The sequence below is a fragment of the Rhodococcus sp. MPR-R1B genome (assembly GCF_058793255.1).
Genome location: NZ_JBXAFO010000003.1, coordinates 260,182 through 276,391 on the forward strand (window position 1 = coordinate 260,182; position 16,210 = coordinate 276,391).

General features: G+C 62.3%; 14 protein-coding genes. 10 read left to right on the forward strand and 4 right to left on the reverse strand.

Features of this window, described 5'->3' with window-relative positions:
• Positions 1-120: 120 nt before the first annotated feature.
• Together AC1Q61_RS06485 and AC1Q61_RS06490 are read left to right on the forward strand one after the other, a co-directional pair.
• On the forward strand, positions 121-1,236 hold the full coding sequence (locus AC1Q61_RS06485; RefSeq protein ID WP_042925244.1) for an agmatine deiminase family protein: 1,116 nt from the start codon (positions 121-123) through the stop codon (positions 1,234-1,236).
• A gap of 36 nt (positions 1,237-1,272) precedes the next feature.
• Positions 1,273-1,845, forward strand: coding sequence for a TetR/AcrR family transcriptional regulator (locus tag AC1Q61_RS06490; protein ID WP_007730294.1), 573 nt, complete (start codon positions 1,273-1,275; stop codon positions 1,843-1,845).
• A gap of 3 nt (positions 1,846-1,848) precedes the next feature.
• Here AC1Q61_RS06490 and AC1Q61_RS06495 read toward each other — a convergent pair whose 3' ends face one another.
• Complete coding sequence (locus AC1Q61_RS06495) at positions 1,849-2,505, reverse strand: TetR/AcrR family transcriptional regulator (protein ID WP_003943145.1); 657 nt, start codon at positions 2,503-2,505, stop codon at positions 1,849-1,851.
• Positions 2,506-2,672: 167 nt separating this feature from the next.
• Here AC1Q61_RS06495 and AC1Q61_RS06500 point away from each other — a divergent pair, with 167 nt between their 5' ends.
• From AC1Q61_RS06500 to AC1Q61_RS06525, 6 genes are read left to right on the forward strand one after another with little or no spacing between them, the layout of a single operon-like run.
• On the forward strand, positions 2,673-4,061 hold the full coding sequence (locus tag AC1Q61_RS06500; protein WP_175280130.1) for a flavin-containing monooxygenase: 1,389 nt from the start codon (positions 2,673-2,675) through the stop codon (positions 4,059-4,061).
• Positions 4,058-5,212 (forward strand): serine hydrolase domain-containing protein, encoded by a 1,155-nt coding sequence (locus AC1Q61_RS06505; RefSeq protein WP_492651103.1) that lies wholly within the window; start codon positions 4,058-4,060, stop codon positions 5,210-5,212. Before AC1Q61_RS06500 ends, AC1Q61_RS06505 begins: the two co-directional genes overlap by 4 nt.
• Entirely contained in the window at positions 5,209-6,249 is a 1,041-nt protein-coding gene (locus tag AC1Q61_RS06510; RefSeq protein ID WP_020971224.1) for an NAD(P)-dependent alcohol dehydrogenase, read from the forward strand. The genes AC1Q61_RS06505 and AC1Q61_RS06510 overlap by 4 nt, the downstream gene beginning before the upstream one ends.
• 19 nt (positions 6,250-6,268) lie before the next feature.
• The gene (gene casG / locus AC1Q61_RS06515; RefSeq protein WP_020971225.1) at positions 6,269-7,930 is read left to right on the forward strand and encodes a steroid-24-oyl-CoA synthetase; all 1,662 of its coding nucleotides are present in this window, start codon (positions 6,269-6,271) and stop codon (positions 7,928-7,930) included.
• Positions 7,927-9,672 (forward strand): N-acyl-D-amino-acid deacylase family protein, encoded by a 1,746-nt coding sequence (locus AC1Q61_RS06520; RefSeq protein WP_492651102.1) that lies wholly within the window; start codon positions 7,927-7,929, stop codon positions 9,670-9,672. The genes casG and AC1Q61_RS06520 overlap by 4 nt, the downstream gene beginning before the upstream one ends.
• The gene (locus AC1Q61_RS06525; RefSeq protein WP_020971227.1) at positions 9,662-10,450 is read left to right on the forward strand and encodes an SDR family NAD(P)-dependent oxidoreductase; all 789 of its coding nucleotides are present in this window, start codon (positions 9,662-9,664) and stop codon (positions 10,448-10,450) included. The genes AC1Q61_RS06520 and AC1Q61_RS06525 overlap by 11 nt, the downstream gene beginning before the upstream one ends.
• Before the next feature lie 2 nt (positions 10,451-10,452).
• Here AC1Q61_RS06525 and AC1Q61_RS06530 read toward each other — a convergent pair whose 3' ends face one another.
• The 3 genes from AC1Q61_RS06530 to AC1Q61_RS06540 form a co-directional block, all read right to left on the reverse strand.
• A complete protein-coding gene (locus tag AC1Q61_RS06530) occupies positions 10,453-10,932 on the reverse strand; it encodes a carboxymuconolactone decarboxylase family protein (protein ID WP_019745891.1) in 480 nt (159 codons plus the stop codon).
• Positions 10,929-12,053 (reverse strand): NAD(P)H-dependent amine dehydrogenase family protein, encoded by a 1,125-nt coding sequence (locus tag AC1Q61_RS06535; protein ID WP_019745892.1) that lies wholly within the window; start codon positions 12,051-12,053, stop codon positions 10,929-10,931. Before AC1Q61_RS06535 ends, AC1Q61_RS06530 begins: the two co-directional genes overlap by 4 nt.
• A gap of 61 nt (positions 12,054-12,114) precedes the next feature.
• Positions 12,115-12,795: an NUDIX hydrolase gene (locus AC1Q61_RS06540; RefSeq protein ID WP_134998990.1), complete on the reverse strand. Its 681-nt coding sequence runs from the start codon at positions 12,793-12,795 to the stop codon at positions 12,115-12,117.
• A gap of 78 nt (positions 12,796-12,873) precedes the next feature.
• On the opposite strand from AC1Q61_RS06540, the gene AC1Q61_RS06545 reads away from it, so the two are divergent.
• Positions 12,874-14,796, forward strand: a complete 1,923-nt coding sequence (locus AC1Q61_RS06545; RefSeq protein WP_492651101.1) for an O-acetyl-ADP-ribose deacetylase — start codon at positions 12,874-12,876, stop codon at positions 14,794-14,796.
• Between the two features lie 269 nt (positions 14,797-15,065).
• Positions 15,066-16,208 carry an Ig-like domain-containing protein gene (locus AC1Q61_RS06550; protein ID WP_492654879.1) on the forward strand — a complete coding sequence of 381 codons (1,143 nt, stop codon included), beginning with the start codon at positions 15,066-15,068 and terminating at the stop codon, positions 16,206-16,208.
• The last annotated feature ends 2 nt before the right edge of the window (positions 16,209-16,210 follow it).

Here is a 16,210-nt window from a genome sequence, read left to right on the forward strand (position 1 = left end):
CCGCCGAAACGGTCTCGAACTGGCACTACTTCCTTGACTAAATTTTCAGTCAAGGTTTACGCTCCATGCAAGCAGGACGCGGACCGGGCGCGCACGCACACAGCACAAGGAGTCACCGCAATGCAAAGACGTCGGTTCATTCAGGCAGGCGCCGCTGCGCTCAGTGGCCTCTTTTTGGCAGGTTGCGGCGATTCCGACTCAGCCTCGCGCGGGAGCGATGGCAGCAACGATTTTCGCGAGTGGGTGATGCCGGAAGAGGGGGATCCGCACAAGCGCACCTGGATGGCGTTCGGTGCCAGCGAAGCGATCTGGGGAGCAGCCCTCCTGCCCGAGGTCCAGCGCAACCTCGCGACGATCGCGCAGACCATCGCGCAGTTCGAGCCCGTCTCGATGCTTGTTCGTTCCGAGGAACTGGACTTGGCTCGCTCCCTCGTCGGCCCATCGGTCGAACTGATCGCCGCGCCTCTCGACGATCTCTGGATGCGCGACACCGGCCCTGTATTCGTGAAAGGCAACGGGACCAAAGCGGGTATCGATTTCAACTTCAACGGTTGGGGCGAGAAGCAGGATTTTGATCAGGACGGCCAGGTCGCAGCTTTCGTTGCCGCCCGCGCGGGAGTCGAATCATTGCCTACCGACCTGATCCTCGAAGGCGGCGGCATCGAGGTCGACGGCGAAGGCACAGCCATCATCACCGAAAGCTGTGTACTCAACAACAACCGCAACCCGGGATGGTCGAAGTCGGACGTCGAAGCCGAACTCGGCCCCCTGCTCGGTCTCGACAAGATCATCTGGCTACCGGGAATCGCCGGCAAGGACATCACGGACGGCCACACGGACTTCTACGCCCGTTTCGCACGCCCAGGTGTCGTGGTCGCAGGCCTCGACACAGACCCGGAGTCGTTCGACCACGACGTGACCGCACGTCACCTCGAGATTCTCCAGAACGCGACCGACGCACAGGGACGGAAGCTGGAAGTGGTTGTCCTCGAGGCGCCGGTCGCGATCAGGCCCGACTTCGAATCGGATGATTTCGCAGCCGGATATATCAACTTCTACGTATGCAACGGCGCGGTCATCGCACCCGAGTTCGGTGACCCCGAGGCCGACCAGGCCGCCAGAAGTGAATTGGAGCGCCTCTTCTCCGACCGCCGTGTCGTGCAGATCAACATCGACGCCATCGCCGCGGGTGGTGGCGGCATTCACTGCACCACCCAGCAGGAACCCGCGGACTAGAAACCTGTCCCGACCACCCTCGTAGAATTCGGACTCGTGTCGAACCGCCAAACGCAAATCTTGGAAGCAGCAGTCCGCGTCATTGCCCAACACGGCGTACGCGGGCTGAGGGTGGAGACGCTCGCTGCCGAGGCCGGAGTGTCGACGGCACTCATCTACTACCACTTCCAGAACCGTGCAGGTGTGCTGCGCCGGGCCCTCGATCACATCAACGATCGCGCCGCGCTGTACACCGAAAGCGCCTTCACGGAGACAGACCCTCGTGCGCAGCTCGAGCAGATGCTCCTGCTGGAGTTTCAGAATGCCCCGAAGATTCGAGAGAACAGCATCGCCTGGGGTGAACTCCGAGCAAGCGCAGTCTTCGCCGACGAACTGCGCGAACCGCTACGCACCACGACGCAAGAGTGGGCAGACGACGTCGAATCCTTGATCCGCCAAGCGCAGGACGCCGGACTCGCTGACCCGAAGGCAAGCCCGGCCGACGCCGCCGAGCGACTCACCGCCCTGGTCGAGGGTTTGAGTGAGCGCTGGCTGAGCGGCTCGATCCCCATCGAACGAGCCAGAGAACTGCTCACCGGCGCGATCAGTGTGGAGATCGATCCGAGCTAGCCTCTACCGCTCGCCGACGCCCTTCGATTCCGGAGACAGAGCCGGGAACCAGATGTCGGTCAGAACTTCGGCGGCCTGAATCCGCGTCACATCGATTGTCCCCTGCACGGCCCAGCGTGTGAAGAATCGCTCCAATTGACTCACGAGCAGTTCGACGCGCAACCGTGCCTCGTCGTGCTGTTCCGCCGGCCAACGGCCCAGGTACTTGGGCATGGCATTCGGTAGTTGGGTCATACCGTCTCGCGCTGTCTCGCGGAACTCCGGTTCGAGTGCCACGGCCTCGTCCCAGGCCGGCAGCAGGCGTTTGTTCTCGTCGAACCAGTCGAAGGCACGCTCCAGCCAAGCCGTGAATTCCACGCGAGAGTTCGTGTCGAGAACCCGATCGAGATCGATGTAGAAAGCGAACGCACTCGCCGCCATCCCGGCCGCGCCGATCGTTTTGAGCATCTCCACCTTGCTGGCGAAATGCACGTAGAACGTGGCTCGACTGCATCCGACGACCGAGGCGATGTCATCGACCGTGACAGCCGCGTATCCCCGTTCCTCGAACAGAGTGCGTGCGGCGTCCACGAGTTTGGCCCGCGTCGCGCGTTTCTGCTCGTCGCGAAGTGTTCCCCGCCTGTTCTTCGGGCCGTCCGTAGTCGTGCTCACGTCGCCCACCTTGCTCGCATTTCAACCTCCTGGCAAATCACCAACTCGCCGTCACCAAAAAACATTGCGTCATTCATTGACACAACGTCAGCGAATGGCGCACTATGACTCAAGTCACTTCTCGGGCTTCGATTCTTCTTCTCGCACGCCCGAGACAGAACAGAAAGCGATGGCGAATGAGCCCCTCCCCCTTGCCGAGCGTGTGCATCATCGGCGCCGGGCCTACCGGAATCACGACGGCCAAGCGAATGAAGGAATTCGGAATACCCTTCGACTGCTACGAAGCGTCCGACGAGGTCGGCGGAAACTGGTACTACAAGAATCCCAACGGGATGTCGGCCTGCTACCAGAGCCTGCACATCGACACGTCGAAGTGGCGCTTGGCATTCGAGGACTTCCCGGTCTCCGCTGACCTTCCCGACTTCCCGCACCACTCCGAACTCTTCCAGTACTTCAAGGACTACGTCGAGCACTTCGGACTGCGTGAGTCGATCATCTTCAATACCAGTGTTGTTGCGGCAGAACGTGATGCAGACGGACTGTGGACCATCACGCGCTCGGACGGCGAAGTTCGCACCTACGACGTCCTGATGGTCTGCAACGGACATCATTGGGATCCCAACATCCCGGACTACCCCGGTGAGTTCGACGGGGTCCTCATGCACAGCCACAGCTACAACGACCCGTTCGACCCGGTCGACATGCGCGGCAAAAAGGTAGTCGTGGTCGGAATGGGCAACTCCGGCTTGGATATTGCCTCCGAACTGGGCCAGAGATACCTCGCCGACAAGCTCATCGTGTCGGCTCGCCGTGGAGTCTGGGTACTGCCGAAATATCTCGGCGGTGTACCCGGCGACAAACTGATCACCCCGCCCTGGATGCCGCGTGGTCTACGACTGTTCCTGAGTCGTCGATTCCTCGGCAAGAATCTGGGAACGATGGAAGGCTACGGTCTGCCGAAGCCGGACCACCGCCCCTTCGAGGCCCACCCCTCGGCCAGCGGCGAGTTCCTCGGACGCGCCGGCTCAGGCGACATAACCTTCAAGCCTGCCATCACCAAACTCGACGGAAAGCAGGTTCACTTCGCGGACGGCACCGCCGAGGACGTCGACGTGGTCATCTGCGCCACCGGCTACAACATCAGCTTCCCCTTCTTCAGTGATCCGAATCTGCTGCCGGACAAAGACAACCGATTCCCACTGTTCAAACGAATGATGAAGCCCGGAATCGACAACCTCTTCTTCATGGGACTCGCGCAGCCCATGCCGACGCTCGTCAACTTCGCCGAGCAGCAGAGCAAGCTCGTCGCGGCCTACCTCACCGGTAAATACCAACTGCCGTCCGCGAACGAGATGCAGGAGATCACCAAAGCCGACGAGGCGTACTTCCTCGCCCCCTATTACAAGTCACCACGCCACACGATTCAGCTCGAGTTCGATCCCTACGTCCGCAACATGAACAAGGAAATCGCCAAGGGCACCAAGCGTGCTGCGGCCTCCGGAAACAAGCTACCTGTTGCCGCGCGTGCAGCAGCACACGAACTCGAGAAGGCGGATCGCGCATGAGTCTGGTGAACGGTCACTGCGACAACGAGTTCGACGCCGTCCGCACCGCCTTCGAGGCTCAACTCGAATCCGGTGAAGAACTCGGCGGCTCCGTTGCCATCACCGTCGACGGAGAATCCGTGGTCGATCTCTGGGGCGGGTACGCCGACGAATCCCGTACCACTCCATGGGGCAGCGACACCATCGTCAACACGTTCTCCATCACCAAGACCATGACGGCTCTGTGTGCGCTCCTGCTGGTCGAACGCGGCCAATTGGACGTGTACCAGAAAGTTGCTCACTACTGGCCCGACTTTGCGGTAAACGGCAAGGAGGACATCGAAGTTCGCCACCTCCTGTCGCATACGTCTGGCGTCTCCGGTTGGGAGCGCCCGATCGAGCTGAAGGACATCTACGACCTCGAGACGTCCACCGCTCGCCTCGCTACCCAGAAGCCTTGGTGGACCCCAGGTACGGCGTCGGGCTATCACGCGATCAACTACGGCCATCTCGTCGGTGAGGTCATTCGTCGCATCGACGGTCGGACCCTCGGCAGGTTCTTTGCCGAAGAGCTTGCCGGTCCACTGGGCGCCGACTTCCACATCGGTACGTCCGCAGAGCATTTCGGCCGAATAGCCACCATGGTTCCGCCGCCCGCGTTGGAGTTCGACCTGTCCACACTCGACCAGGACAGCATCTTCATCAAGACCCTGACCTGCCCACTGCTCGACTACCCCGAGGTCAACACCGCGCCCTGGCGGGAGGCCGAGATCGGCGCAGTCAACGGCCACGGCAACGCACGCTCTATCGCTCGGGTCCAATCCGTGATCTCGAACGGTGGTGTGCTCGACGGCCAGAAGCTGCTCTCGCAGAGCACCATCGACCTGATCTTCGAGATCCAAGCCGACGGTATCGACCTCGGGATCATGACTCCGCTCAAGTTCGGCATCGGATACGGACTGCCGCACCCGGATACCGCACCCCTGGTTCCCGACGGACGCGCCTGCTGGTGGGCCGGTATCGGCGGCTCGATGCTGGTCAACGATCTGGACCGCCGGATGACTTTCGCCTACGTCATGAACAAGATGGCACCCGGTCTGATCGGGTCCGACCGCAGCAACGCCTATCTGAGCGCTGCGTACAACTCCGAGATCAGCGAGGTCAGTTCATGAAGGCAGCTCAGCTCATGGGGCCTGGTCTCCTCGAGATCAACGACGTGCCGATCCCCGAGATCAGTCCATCGGAACTGCTGATTCGGGTGGGCGCAGCGGGAATCTGCCACTCCGATCTGCATCTCCTGCACTTTCCGTACAAGATGCGCGAAGAACCGCTGACCATCGGCCACGAAATTGCCGGAACGATCGAAGCCGTCGGGAGTGGCGTCGACGGCCGTTCCGTCGGAGAGCGTGGCGTCGTCTACCTCTGTTGGTCGTGTGGACAGTGCCGAGAATGCATGAGCGGCAACGAGAACATGTGCCTCGCCGCTGGACGCACCGCGATGCCGCCCTGCCCCGGGCTCGGTCCCGAAGGCGGAATGGCCGAGTACGTCAAGATCCCGGCTCGCTCATTCGTACCCATCGGAGACCTCGACTTCCTGCAGGCCGCACCGCTCGCCGATGCAGCACTGACGAGCTACCACGCCATTCGCGGCGCACGCGAACATCTCCAGCCCGGTGCCACCGCCGTCGTGATCGGCGTCGGCGGACTCGGTCACGTTGCAGTACAGATACTTCGCGCAATCAGTGCCGTGCGCATCATCGCCGTCGATGTCGGACAGGATCAACTCGATCTCGCCAAACGTTGCGGCGCCGACATCACGCTCGAATCGGGACCGGACACCGCGCGGCACATCCTCGACCTCACGTCGGCCAGAGGCGCAGAAGTCATCTTCGACTTCGTCGGTATCGACGCAACTGCACAGATGTCCGTTCAAGCGGTTGCGCCGAACGGCGCGTATCGCATGGTGGGTCTCGGAGGCGGAAACCCGGGAATCACAGCCGAAGCTGCCGGCGGACCGGGCTGGCCGTGGGGCGCATCGATCCGGAAGTCCTATGGCGGCACCAGAAACGACCTCGTCGATTCCATCGCCCTGGCACAGGCTGGTCTGGTAACGGTAGAAGTAGCCCGCTTCGACCTCGCTGATGCCCGCGACGCACTCGACCGTCTCGAACACGGCAAGGTCACCGGACGCGCAGTGCTCGTACCCTAATCTTCGAAAGGCACTTCACGTGACTACTTCCGCTGATACACAAGCATTCATCGCGTCCGTCATGGCTGGGCTGACCGGCCCTGGTGGTCCTTTCGAGATGCAAGTCGAGGATGTACTCGGCAGCTCGATGCCCGTCATGAAGAACCGTGACAAGGCACTCGGCGACGTGCTCGCTGCATCCTTCGATTACGGATCACGCGACTACCTGGTGACCAAGGACCGACGCTTCAGCTACCTCGAGCACGGCGAGGCCGTAGCAGCATTGGCCACTGCGCTGCGCGAGCGTTACGGCGTTCGCAAGGGCGATCGGGTGGGCATCCTCGCCGCCAATACGCCGGAATGGGTGATGACCTTCTGGGCGGCTCAGTCGCTTGGCGCCATCGCCGTCGGGTTCAACTCGTGGTGGGTGGCCCGTGAAGTGCAGTACGGCATCGATCACACCACTCCCACCGTGGTGATCGCCGACGCCAAACGCGCACAAGTTCTTTCCGAAGTGAACACCGATGTTCCCGTGCTCACGATGGAAGAAGATCTACCGGCATTGATGGAGAAGTATTCGGGTTCTGCACTGCCCCGCACGTCCGTCGACGAGGACGATCCGGCCGTCATTCTTTACACGAGCGGAACCAGCGGCCGCCCCAAGGGAGCTGTTCACACTCATCGAAACGTGTTGGCCGTCATCGACTACCACCGCTACAGCGATCGCCTCGCTGCGGCATTCACCGGCCGACCCAGTGACGGCCGACCCAGTGACTTGCGGTATCTGCTGACCGCGCCGCTGTTTCACATTGCAAGCCTGCATAACCTGGCGATCCCACGACTCGCGACGGGCGGAGCCGTGGTCATCCATCAGGGCGCCTTCGACGTCGACGAAGTCCTTTCCCTTGTCGAACGCGAGAAGGTCACCAACTGGGCGGTGGTCCCCACCATGGCAACCCGTCTCCTCGAACATGGCAGTCTCGAGAAGTACGACCTGACCTCACTGAGCGCCTTTGCACTCGCGTCTGCGCCGTCATCTCCGGCTTTGCAAGACCGCCTGCGCGCACGACTGCCTTTTGCGCAGCACACCTTGGTCGACAGTTACGGGCTCACCGAATCCTCCACCGGCATTTCGGTTGCCACGCCACCAGAACTCGCCGCGTTCCCCGGAACTCTCGGACGGCCCATCATCGGTGTGAGTGTGGAGGTCCGTGATCCATTCGGTGTTGCGGTTCCCGACGGCGAGGAGGGCGAAATCTGCGCTCGCAGTCCGTATGTGATGTCGGGATACTGGAACGACGAGACTGCAACTGCTGCCGCCATCGGTCCCGACCGATGGCTCCGAACCGGCGACTTCGGAGTTCTCGAAGACGGCCGACTCCGCCTGACGGGCCGCCGGTCCGATCTGATCCTGCGCGGCGGCGAGAACGTCTACCCTCTCGAAATCGAGCAGACTATCGACGAGCATCCCGCGGTACTCGAATGCGCTGTGATCGGCATTGATTCGGCAGACCTCGGCCAAGAAGTGGCGGCCGTTGTCGTTCTTCGCAGCGAGGGAGCGGCGACCGAAGAAGAACTACGCGACTATGTCGCCGAACGACTGGCCTACTTCAAGGTGCCGGTGAAGTGGAAACTGAGCACAACTCCTCTGCCTCGCAATGCAACCGGGAAGACGATACGCGCAAAGGTGGCTATCTCATGACCTACGACGCCGTGATCAACAACGGTCTGTGGTTCGACGGCACCGGGGCGAAACCAGCTGTCCGCAATCTGGGTATCAGAGGCGGGCTGGTCACTGCCATCTCCCTCGATCCACTCGACGAAACCGACTGTCCCCGTGTCATCGACGCGCGGCGCAAGTGGGTGATCCCGGGCATCGTGGACATCCACACTCACTACGACGTCGAGATCCTCGAAGGCCCGGCGCTGAGCGAATCTCTCAGACACGGGGTCACGTCGATCTTTGTCGGATCGTGTTCCCTGTCCACCATTCACGCCAGCCCGTCGGACGCCGGCGACCTTTTCGGCCGCGTCGAAGCTATCCCACGCAAGCACGTCGTCGAAGCACTCACGCGGGCCAAGACCTGGAACTCCGCGAGAGAGTATGTTGCTGCACTCGAGGCGCTTCCGCTAGGTCCCAACATTGCAGCCTTCATCGGACACTCCGACATGCGAGCCGCCGAGATGGGACTGGATCGTGCTACCAGGACGGACGTGCATCCCACCGACACCGAACTCGCGTCGATGGAAGCACAGTTGACCGAAGCTCTCGACGCAGGATTCGTCGGGATGTCCAGTCAGCAATTGTTGTTCGACAAACTCGACGGCGAGACCTGCCGCTCACGCACGCTGCCGTCGACGTATGCAACCACGAAAGAACGACGCCGACTCAATGCGATCCTGCGCCGCCGAGGACGGGTATTTCAGGCCGGACCTGACCTCTCCAACCCGATGAGTACCGGAGCTATGGCGTTCTCCAGCGCGGGTATCTGGCGTAAGCGACTCAAGACGAGCATGCTTTCGGCGGCCGACATCAAGTCCAACAAGTTCGCCGTGGTGATCCTCGGCCCACTGGCACACTTGGTCAATCGACTCGGCGGCGACCTGCGCTGGCAGCACCTGCCAGTTCCCTTCGAGGTATATGCCGACGGCATCGACCTGGTTGTCTTCGAGGAGTTCGGATCCGGCGCTGCAGCACTGCATCTGACCGACGAGATGGAACGCAACGTCCTGATGCAGAGTGAGAAGTACCGTCGACAGTTCCGCAAGGACTACGATCAAAAATTCGGCGTCAAAGTCTGGCACCGCGACTTCTTCGACGCCGAAATCGTTTCCTGCCCCGACGAATCCCTTGTCGGCAAGAGCTTCGGGCAGGTCGGCGTCGAACGAGGCGGCCTCCACCCTGTCGATGCATTCCTGGATCTGGTCCTCGAACACGGCACGAAAGTGCGTTGGCGCACAACCATCTCGAACCACCGGCCGGAGATTCTGGACAAGTTCGCCCAGGACAACGGCGTCCAACTCGGGTTCTCCGACGCCGGAGCGCATTTGCGCAACATGGCGTTCTACAACTTCGGCTTACGACTACTACGACGTGTCTACGATGCCCAAAAGGTCGGCCGTCCCTTCATGACCGTCGAGGCAGCGGTGCATCGCCTCACCGGCGAACTCGCCGAGTGGTACGACGTCGATGCCGGGCACCTTCGATTAGGTGACCGCGCCGACCTGGTTGTGATCGATCCCGCCCATCTCGACGATTCACTCGAGGCGTACGCCGAAAGTCCGGTCGCGGAGTACGACAACCTCTCCCGCATGGTCAATCGCAACGATCAGACCGTCACCGCAGTGTTCGTCGGCGGCGAGTACGTCTTCGGCGACGGAGAAGCAGCACCCGTTCTCGGCAACCGCCGAACCGGAAAGTTCTTGAAAGCAGGTGCCCATTAACACGTCCAGATTTGCCGGCAAAACCGCGGTTGTCACCGGCGCAGCATCAGGTATCGGTGCAGCCATCGCACTACGACTTATCGGCGAAGGCGCACAGGTAGCCGGAATAGACATCGATGCAGAGGGTTTGAAGGAGATAGCCTCCCAGCACAGCGCGTCTTTCCTCGCCGTTCCCGCTGACGTCACCAAGGAATCCGATGTTGCCGAGGCTATTGCCGCTGCGGCAGCGGAATTCGGCGGTATCGATCTGGCTTTCAACGTTGCCGGGGCGTCGCGGGTTGGGCAGATCGTCGACCTCGACGAGGCCGACTGGGACTTCACCATCGACCTGGTGCAGAAGGGCGTCTTCCTCTGCACCAAACATGAAGCGCGGCATATCCGAGAGCACGGTCGCGGTGGTGCGATAGTCAACGTGTCCTCATTGAACGCGCACGTACCGAGCCCCTACGGGAGCGCGTACGCGACAGGCAAAGCCGGGGTCGAGATGTTCAGCAAGAATGCCGCGATCGAACTCGCTGCGTCGGGGATCCGGGTCAATGCCGTTCTACCCGGCCTGGTCGACACGCCACTGGTCGCGCCGGTCATGAACTACGAACCCGCCCGCGACATGTTTCTCAGCCGAATTCCCATGTCCCGAGCGGCAACTCCCGACGAGATCGCGGGCCCCTGCCTCTATCTCGCCAGCGACGACGCCTCGTACATCACCGGAACCAGTCTGGTCGTCGACGGCGGCTGGGAGGTCTCGAACTACCCGGATCTGACGACGCTGGGCAACTAGGTTCAGTTGCCGGGCAACACACATTGAGTGTCGAGGCCGAGGACGTGGTTGAGCCGGCCGAAAGCCAACCACGATCCGAGGCACATGCTCAACTCGACGATTTCTCGCTGGGAGTAGTGAGCTGTCATGCGTTCCCAGAACTCGTCGTCGAGCCCGTGGTGGTCGAGGGCGTATCTCTCGGCGTATTCGGCAGCGAGGCGTGTCCTGTCGTCGAACGCATCTGTGGTGCGCCAGTCGGTGACAGCCTGATCGAAAGTCGACTCCACAGTCTCGCCGTCACGCTCGGTGCGCCAGTCCTGACAGAAGATGCACCCGTTGATCTGAGCGATCCGAAGCCTGGCCGCCTCGAACTCACGGAGTCCGAGAGTGCCGTCCGTGTAGACCTTTTGGGAGAACCCGGCGGCCGCGGGCCCGATGCCGGGAACCATCTCGCCCCACACGTAGCCGATCGGGTTCTTGCCTTCGGGTATGTCGATATTCATGTGAGTACCTCCGAGTTTCGGGCACCGAGCTTGCCGACGCCGGGTGTGAGCGGAACGTCCAGCGCGTCGTAGAGGCCGGGTTCAGCCTTACGTAGCCACGGAATTGCGTTGACGAGACGTCCTACGGCCGTGGCATTTCCACCGGCCGCGCGGTTTCCACCTTCATCGGTGGCTTCGACGTTGATCTCGATTCGTGGTCGTCCTTCGACGATCACCTTGTGCGCGCCGTCGCCTCCGTCGGGCGGGAGCGGCCAGTCGCGGGCACAGGACGGATGAATACGCGTGACGTGTTCGATCACGATCAGGGGTTCCCCGCCGACGATTCCCTGAACCTCGAATCGCAGTGCGCCTTGGGTGCCGGCCGCGAACTCCCCCATATGTTCGGTCGACACGGTTTCCTCGAGCGGGCGGCGCAGCAAGGTCTCGCGGATCTCGTCGAGTTCCACCCCGAGCGCTCGGGCGATGAGCCGAATCTGCCCGCCCCAGACCATGGTGGGAACACTGGGCGCGACCATCGGAGGTTCGTAGTCCATCGGCTGACCCATCCCGATCAGGTAGCGGACAGAATCCGGCTGTTCGTAGGTCGTGTAGTCGAAGATTTCCTGACACCGGATCTGGTCGATTGTCCCCGCGAGCCCGCTGACGAGAATCGGCAGGATGTCGTTGCCCCAGCCTGGGTCGATACCGGAGACGAACAGAGCGCCGCCGCCCGCCTTGGCTGCAGCTTCAACGGGATCACGAAGTTCGGGAGGCGCAGATTTCGGGTCGTACAGCGCATATACCGACGGCGTGACCACTACAGCTCCGGCGGCCAGCGCCCGCGTGATGTCGGCAACCGCGTCATCGGGCCGAATGTCGCCGGACGCCGCGTAGACCACCGCGCCGGGGGACGCTGCGAGCACGGCATCGGCGTCGTCGGTAGCCGCGACGCCCAGGTGCACTCCCAGATCGGCGAGGTCACCGGCGTCTCGCCCGACCTTTGCGGGGTTGGCAACGATGACGCCGACAAGTTCGAGGGCAGGATTGGCTGTCACAGCGCGAATCGATGCACGCCCGACGTTGCCGGTACCCCACACGACAGTCGGAATCTTGGACTCGGCTTCATTCGAAACTGCACCCATCAATCGGACATTACCCAGCTCAGCGCGTCAGGTCAGCAGAACTGCAAGAATTCGTTTCACTTCATCCGGTCAAAAATGCCATTGCCTGCGCAGCCAGTGCGCCGTCACCCCGCCTCCGGTACGTCTCGGCGGGTCGGCCGTTACCTGGTCTGCTCATCTCGCCGGTACTTTCGAGCGCGTCGAACACCTGTCGGCGGAAGCTGTCCTTCTGGAACGGACGATCGAAGATCACCTCGTACAGTCTCCGAAGTTCGGCGACGGTGAACGTCCCGCCCGACAATCCGTCCGGATCCACGTACGACGCATACCTCGTGCGTAGGTCCGTGACCGCGAGTCGCACCATGTCGGCGTGATCGAATGCGAGTCCGCTCACTGCCTCGTCGTCGTACACATCGACGAGAAGCGCCGAATCGGGCAGTGCCGATTCCGGTAGGCAAGCGGTGTGTGCGACCGACAGAACCCATCCACGGTCGTCGCGGTCCGGTCGGTCGAAGATCGCCAACTGGTGAAAGCTCGTCTGGGTCAACTCTGCCTTGACCGACAGGGCACGATCGGCTGCGGCCGTGAGCAATTCGCGTTCGTGCAGAAACGTTCCCGGTAGCGCCAGCGCCCCGAGGCGGTGCCGAACGACCAGAACTTTCAGAGATCCACCGCTGTACGTCAGCACCGCGACGTCCACTGCCACAGACGGACGCGGATAGTCCGTCAATCCCTTGCCGCTCGTGTCTGTCCATTTATTCACCCTTGCATGTTATCTCAAACATGATCTATGGTTAGCGCAAAGTTGATCAAACGATCATCGCGAACCGAAGAGGTGGCTATGAAACTCACCGCACAGCAGTCCGATCGAGCGGCCGGCGTTCTGCTCGGCACCGCAGCAGGAGACGCACTCGGCGCCGGCTACGAATTCACCTACCCGAAGGCCGAGGTCACGATCGACATGATCGGTGGCGGCCCGTTCGACTGGGCGCCGGGAGAATGGACCGACGACACCTCGATGGCAGTTGCGATCGCCGAGGTGGCCGCTACCGGAATCGACATCGGAAGCTCTGACGGTCTCGATGCCATTGCAGCACAGTTCATCCGGTGGTACGACTCGAAGCCCGCGGACATCGGCAACCAGACGCGAGCAGTGTTGTCCGTCCGCTCCGAAAGCGCAGCGGCGATGGCGGATCGTGCGCGGGCGATCAGCGGCCGCAAGGCCGGCAACGGCTCGCTCATGCGGACTGCTCCCGTCGCCCTCTCCTACTTGGACGATGCAGAAGGTGCCATGGCGGCCGCGCACCGGATCAGTTCACTCACGCACGACGACCCGCGTGCCGGACAGGCGTGCGAGTTGTGGACCCATGCCATCCGCCATGCCGTTGTCACCGGCAACTTCGACGGTGTTCGCGGCTTCCTCTCCGTTGCCGATCAGGACGTCGCCGAATACTGGGGCCCGCTGCTCGATCAGGCCGAAACCGGGAACCCGCAGGACTTCTCCAAGAACGGTTGGGTGGTGCATGCACTTCAGACTGCTTGGTGGGCCATCACTTCCACGGACAATGCCGACGCTCGCCACCTCCAGTACGCATTGGAAGCAGCCGTACGAGCCGGCGGGGACACCGACACGACTGCGGCCATCGCGGGTGGCCTCCTCGGCGCCCGCTGGGGAGCGTCGGCGGTTCCCGCCCGCTGGCGCCGAATCATGCACGGCTGGCCGGGATACCGTTCCTCCGATCTGGTTCGCCTGGCGATCAAGACTGCTCGCGGCGGTACCAACGACAAGAACGGATGGCCGTCGACGGCAGAACTCGATTACTCGAAATTCCGCGGAACCCACCACCTGACCACGCATCCGCACGACGACGGCGTCATGCTCGGCGGCGTCGATGCAGTGTCCACTGCGGACTACGACGCCGTGGTCAGCCTGTGCCGCATGGGAACACGGCAGGTCAGCTCCGATCACGTCGAGTTCTGGTTGGTCGACGACGGTCACGATTCCAACGCCAACCTCGAGTTCGTTCTCGACGACGCAGCGCGCACCGTCCAGGCGTTGCGGGCCGAGGGAAAGCGCGTACTCCTTCATTGCGTTCAGGCGCGCAGTCGCACACCGTCGGTTGCGGCGCGATACTCGATGTTGATCGGACGTGACCCCTACGACGTACGCTCGGCTATGCCGTGGGCTCGCCCGAAGCGTGAACTCTGGAACACGGCAGTCGGAAACACAGCCGTCGGGTACCCAGGAGGATCCATGCCCGCTATTACCGTCGTCGAAGGTGACATCACGACGCTGACCGTCGACGCCATCGTCAACGCGGCCAACTCCAGGCTCCTCGGCGGTGGCGGTGTCGACGGCGCGATCCACCGAGCCGGAGGACCGGAGATCCTGAAGGCCTGCGAGGTATTGCGCAACACCAGCCTTCCCGACGGCCTCCCGGTGGGTGCGGCCGTGGCCACCACCGCGGGAAAGCTCCACGCCAAGGCCGTGATTCACACCGTCGGCCCGAGGTATTCGCGCTCCGAGGACCGATCCGGATTGCTTCGGTCGGCGTACACCCGCAGTCTCGCCGTTGCCGACTCGATCGGCGCACGAACCGTCGCCTTTCCGTTGATCTCGGCAGGGGTCTACGGCTGGCCGAAGGAAGATGCGGTCCGACAGGCCGTTTCAGCGATTCGCGCGGCGAAGACCGAGGTCGAGACGGTCACACTGGTCGCATTCAACAAGGAGACGGCAGAACTGATGCGCCGCGCGATCGCCTGACCGTTTACCGGGCGCACTTCACGCCACGTTAAAGCAGTGCAGAGCGGTCAGAGAAGTGGAGAAATTTCGCTGGTTGGACGTTTGTCCAACAATTTGTCCGAATCGCATATTTCGCGGGTCGCTCTGTGTTCTACTCCTCTCCAGGGTTTGAGCTGGTGGTGAGCAAACGACGAAGACGTATTCGCTTCTCTGTCAGCTCGAGGCCGGTTCCCGGACCCGGCTTCAAGCCGAGAGCCCGATCTTTCGAGCGCTACTCAAGGAGAATGTGAATGGTGTCGACGTTGATGCGCCGAGGAGTAGGGGTGGCCGCATCCTTGACCGGATGCGTTGCCCTGGTCGTCGGCGGAGCGGGAGTTTCATCCGCCGCTGATGTGAACCTTCCGTTCACGGCATCGTGTCACGGGTGGCAGTTCCCCGGCCCGATCACACACAACGAGACGCGTGATTCCGGCGTCACGATCAGTGCCCCGACCGTGGTTCCGCCGAACTCGACCTTCACCTACCGACTCGCCCCCAAGCCGATGACGGTCCCCAATGACGGCTACGACCTCAGGTCCGTCGTGAACTGGACGCGTCTCAAGTTCGATTTCGACATCCCTGCAGGCACCTCCTACGTGGGGGCGCAGATCGTGGCCGGCACCAGCTCGAATCTGGGTGGGGTCGCCCCGACGATCACGCGGGTGAACGATGCCGGTTCACCCGATCCGAATGGGACGCATCTTCGTATCTCCGGCAACAACATCACGGCGGGCAACGGACCCAACACCGACGACAACGGCGGCGGCGGAATCGAGGTCGGTGGAGGAAAGACGTTCCAGCTCCCGGCAGTCGACGTCACCGTCACGTCAGGAGCTGTGGGAACCCAGATCAAGCCCATGCTCCGCGTTTCCGACACCAACTCCGGTTCCTACGACAGTGCCGCCAACTACCTGACCTTCCTGCAACAGGAAACCCTGCTCGGCGGCGTCAAATACTGGCTGACCACCAATTGCTCACCACGCGACAATCGTTCGGCCGGATTGAACGCAGGCGGCCAGCCGCTCGCCGTGATCAATGTCGACTCCAGCCTCGCTCAGACACAGACGCGAATCGACGCACCCGGTAAAGCTGTCATCGGCGACTCCGTGGAACTGACGGCAACGGTCACTCCGTGGCCGTCGGGAGGAACAGTGCAGTTCCGTGACGGAGGGGTCGACCTCGGCGCTCCGGTGGCCGTCGTCAACGGCGTCGCGAAGGCCAACCGCACGATGACAACAGCGGGCGACCACAACATCACGGCGTACTACACGGGATCTGCCGGCTTCATGGAATCGATGTCGGGCGCCGTGACGATCAACGTCGTCGAACCGTCCGAGCCCGAGCCTGGCACCGGTAGCCTCGGCAGCCTTGGTACCCCCGGATTCGGGTCGTGAAA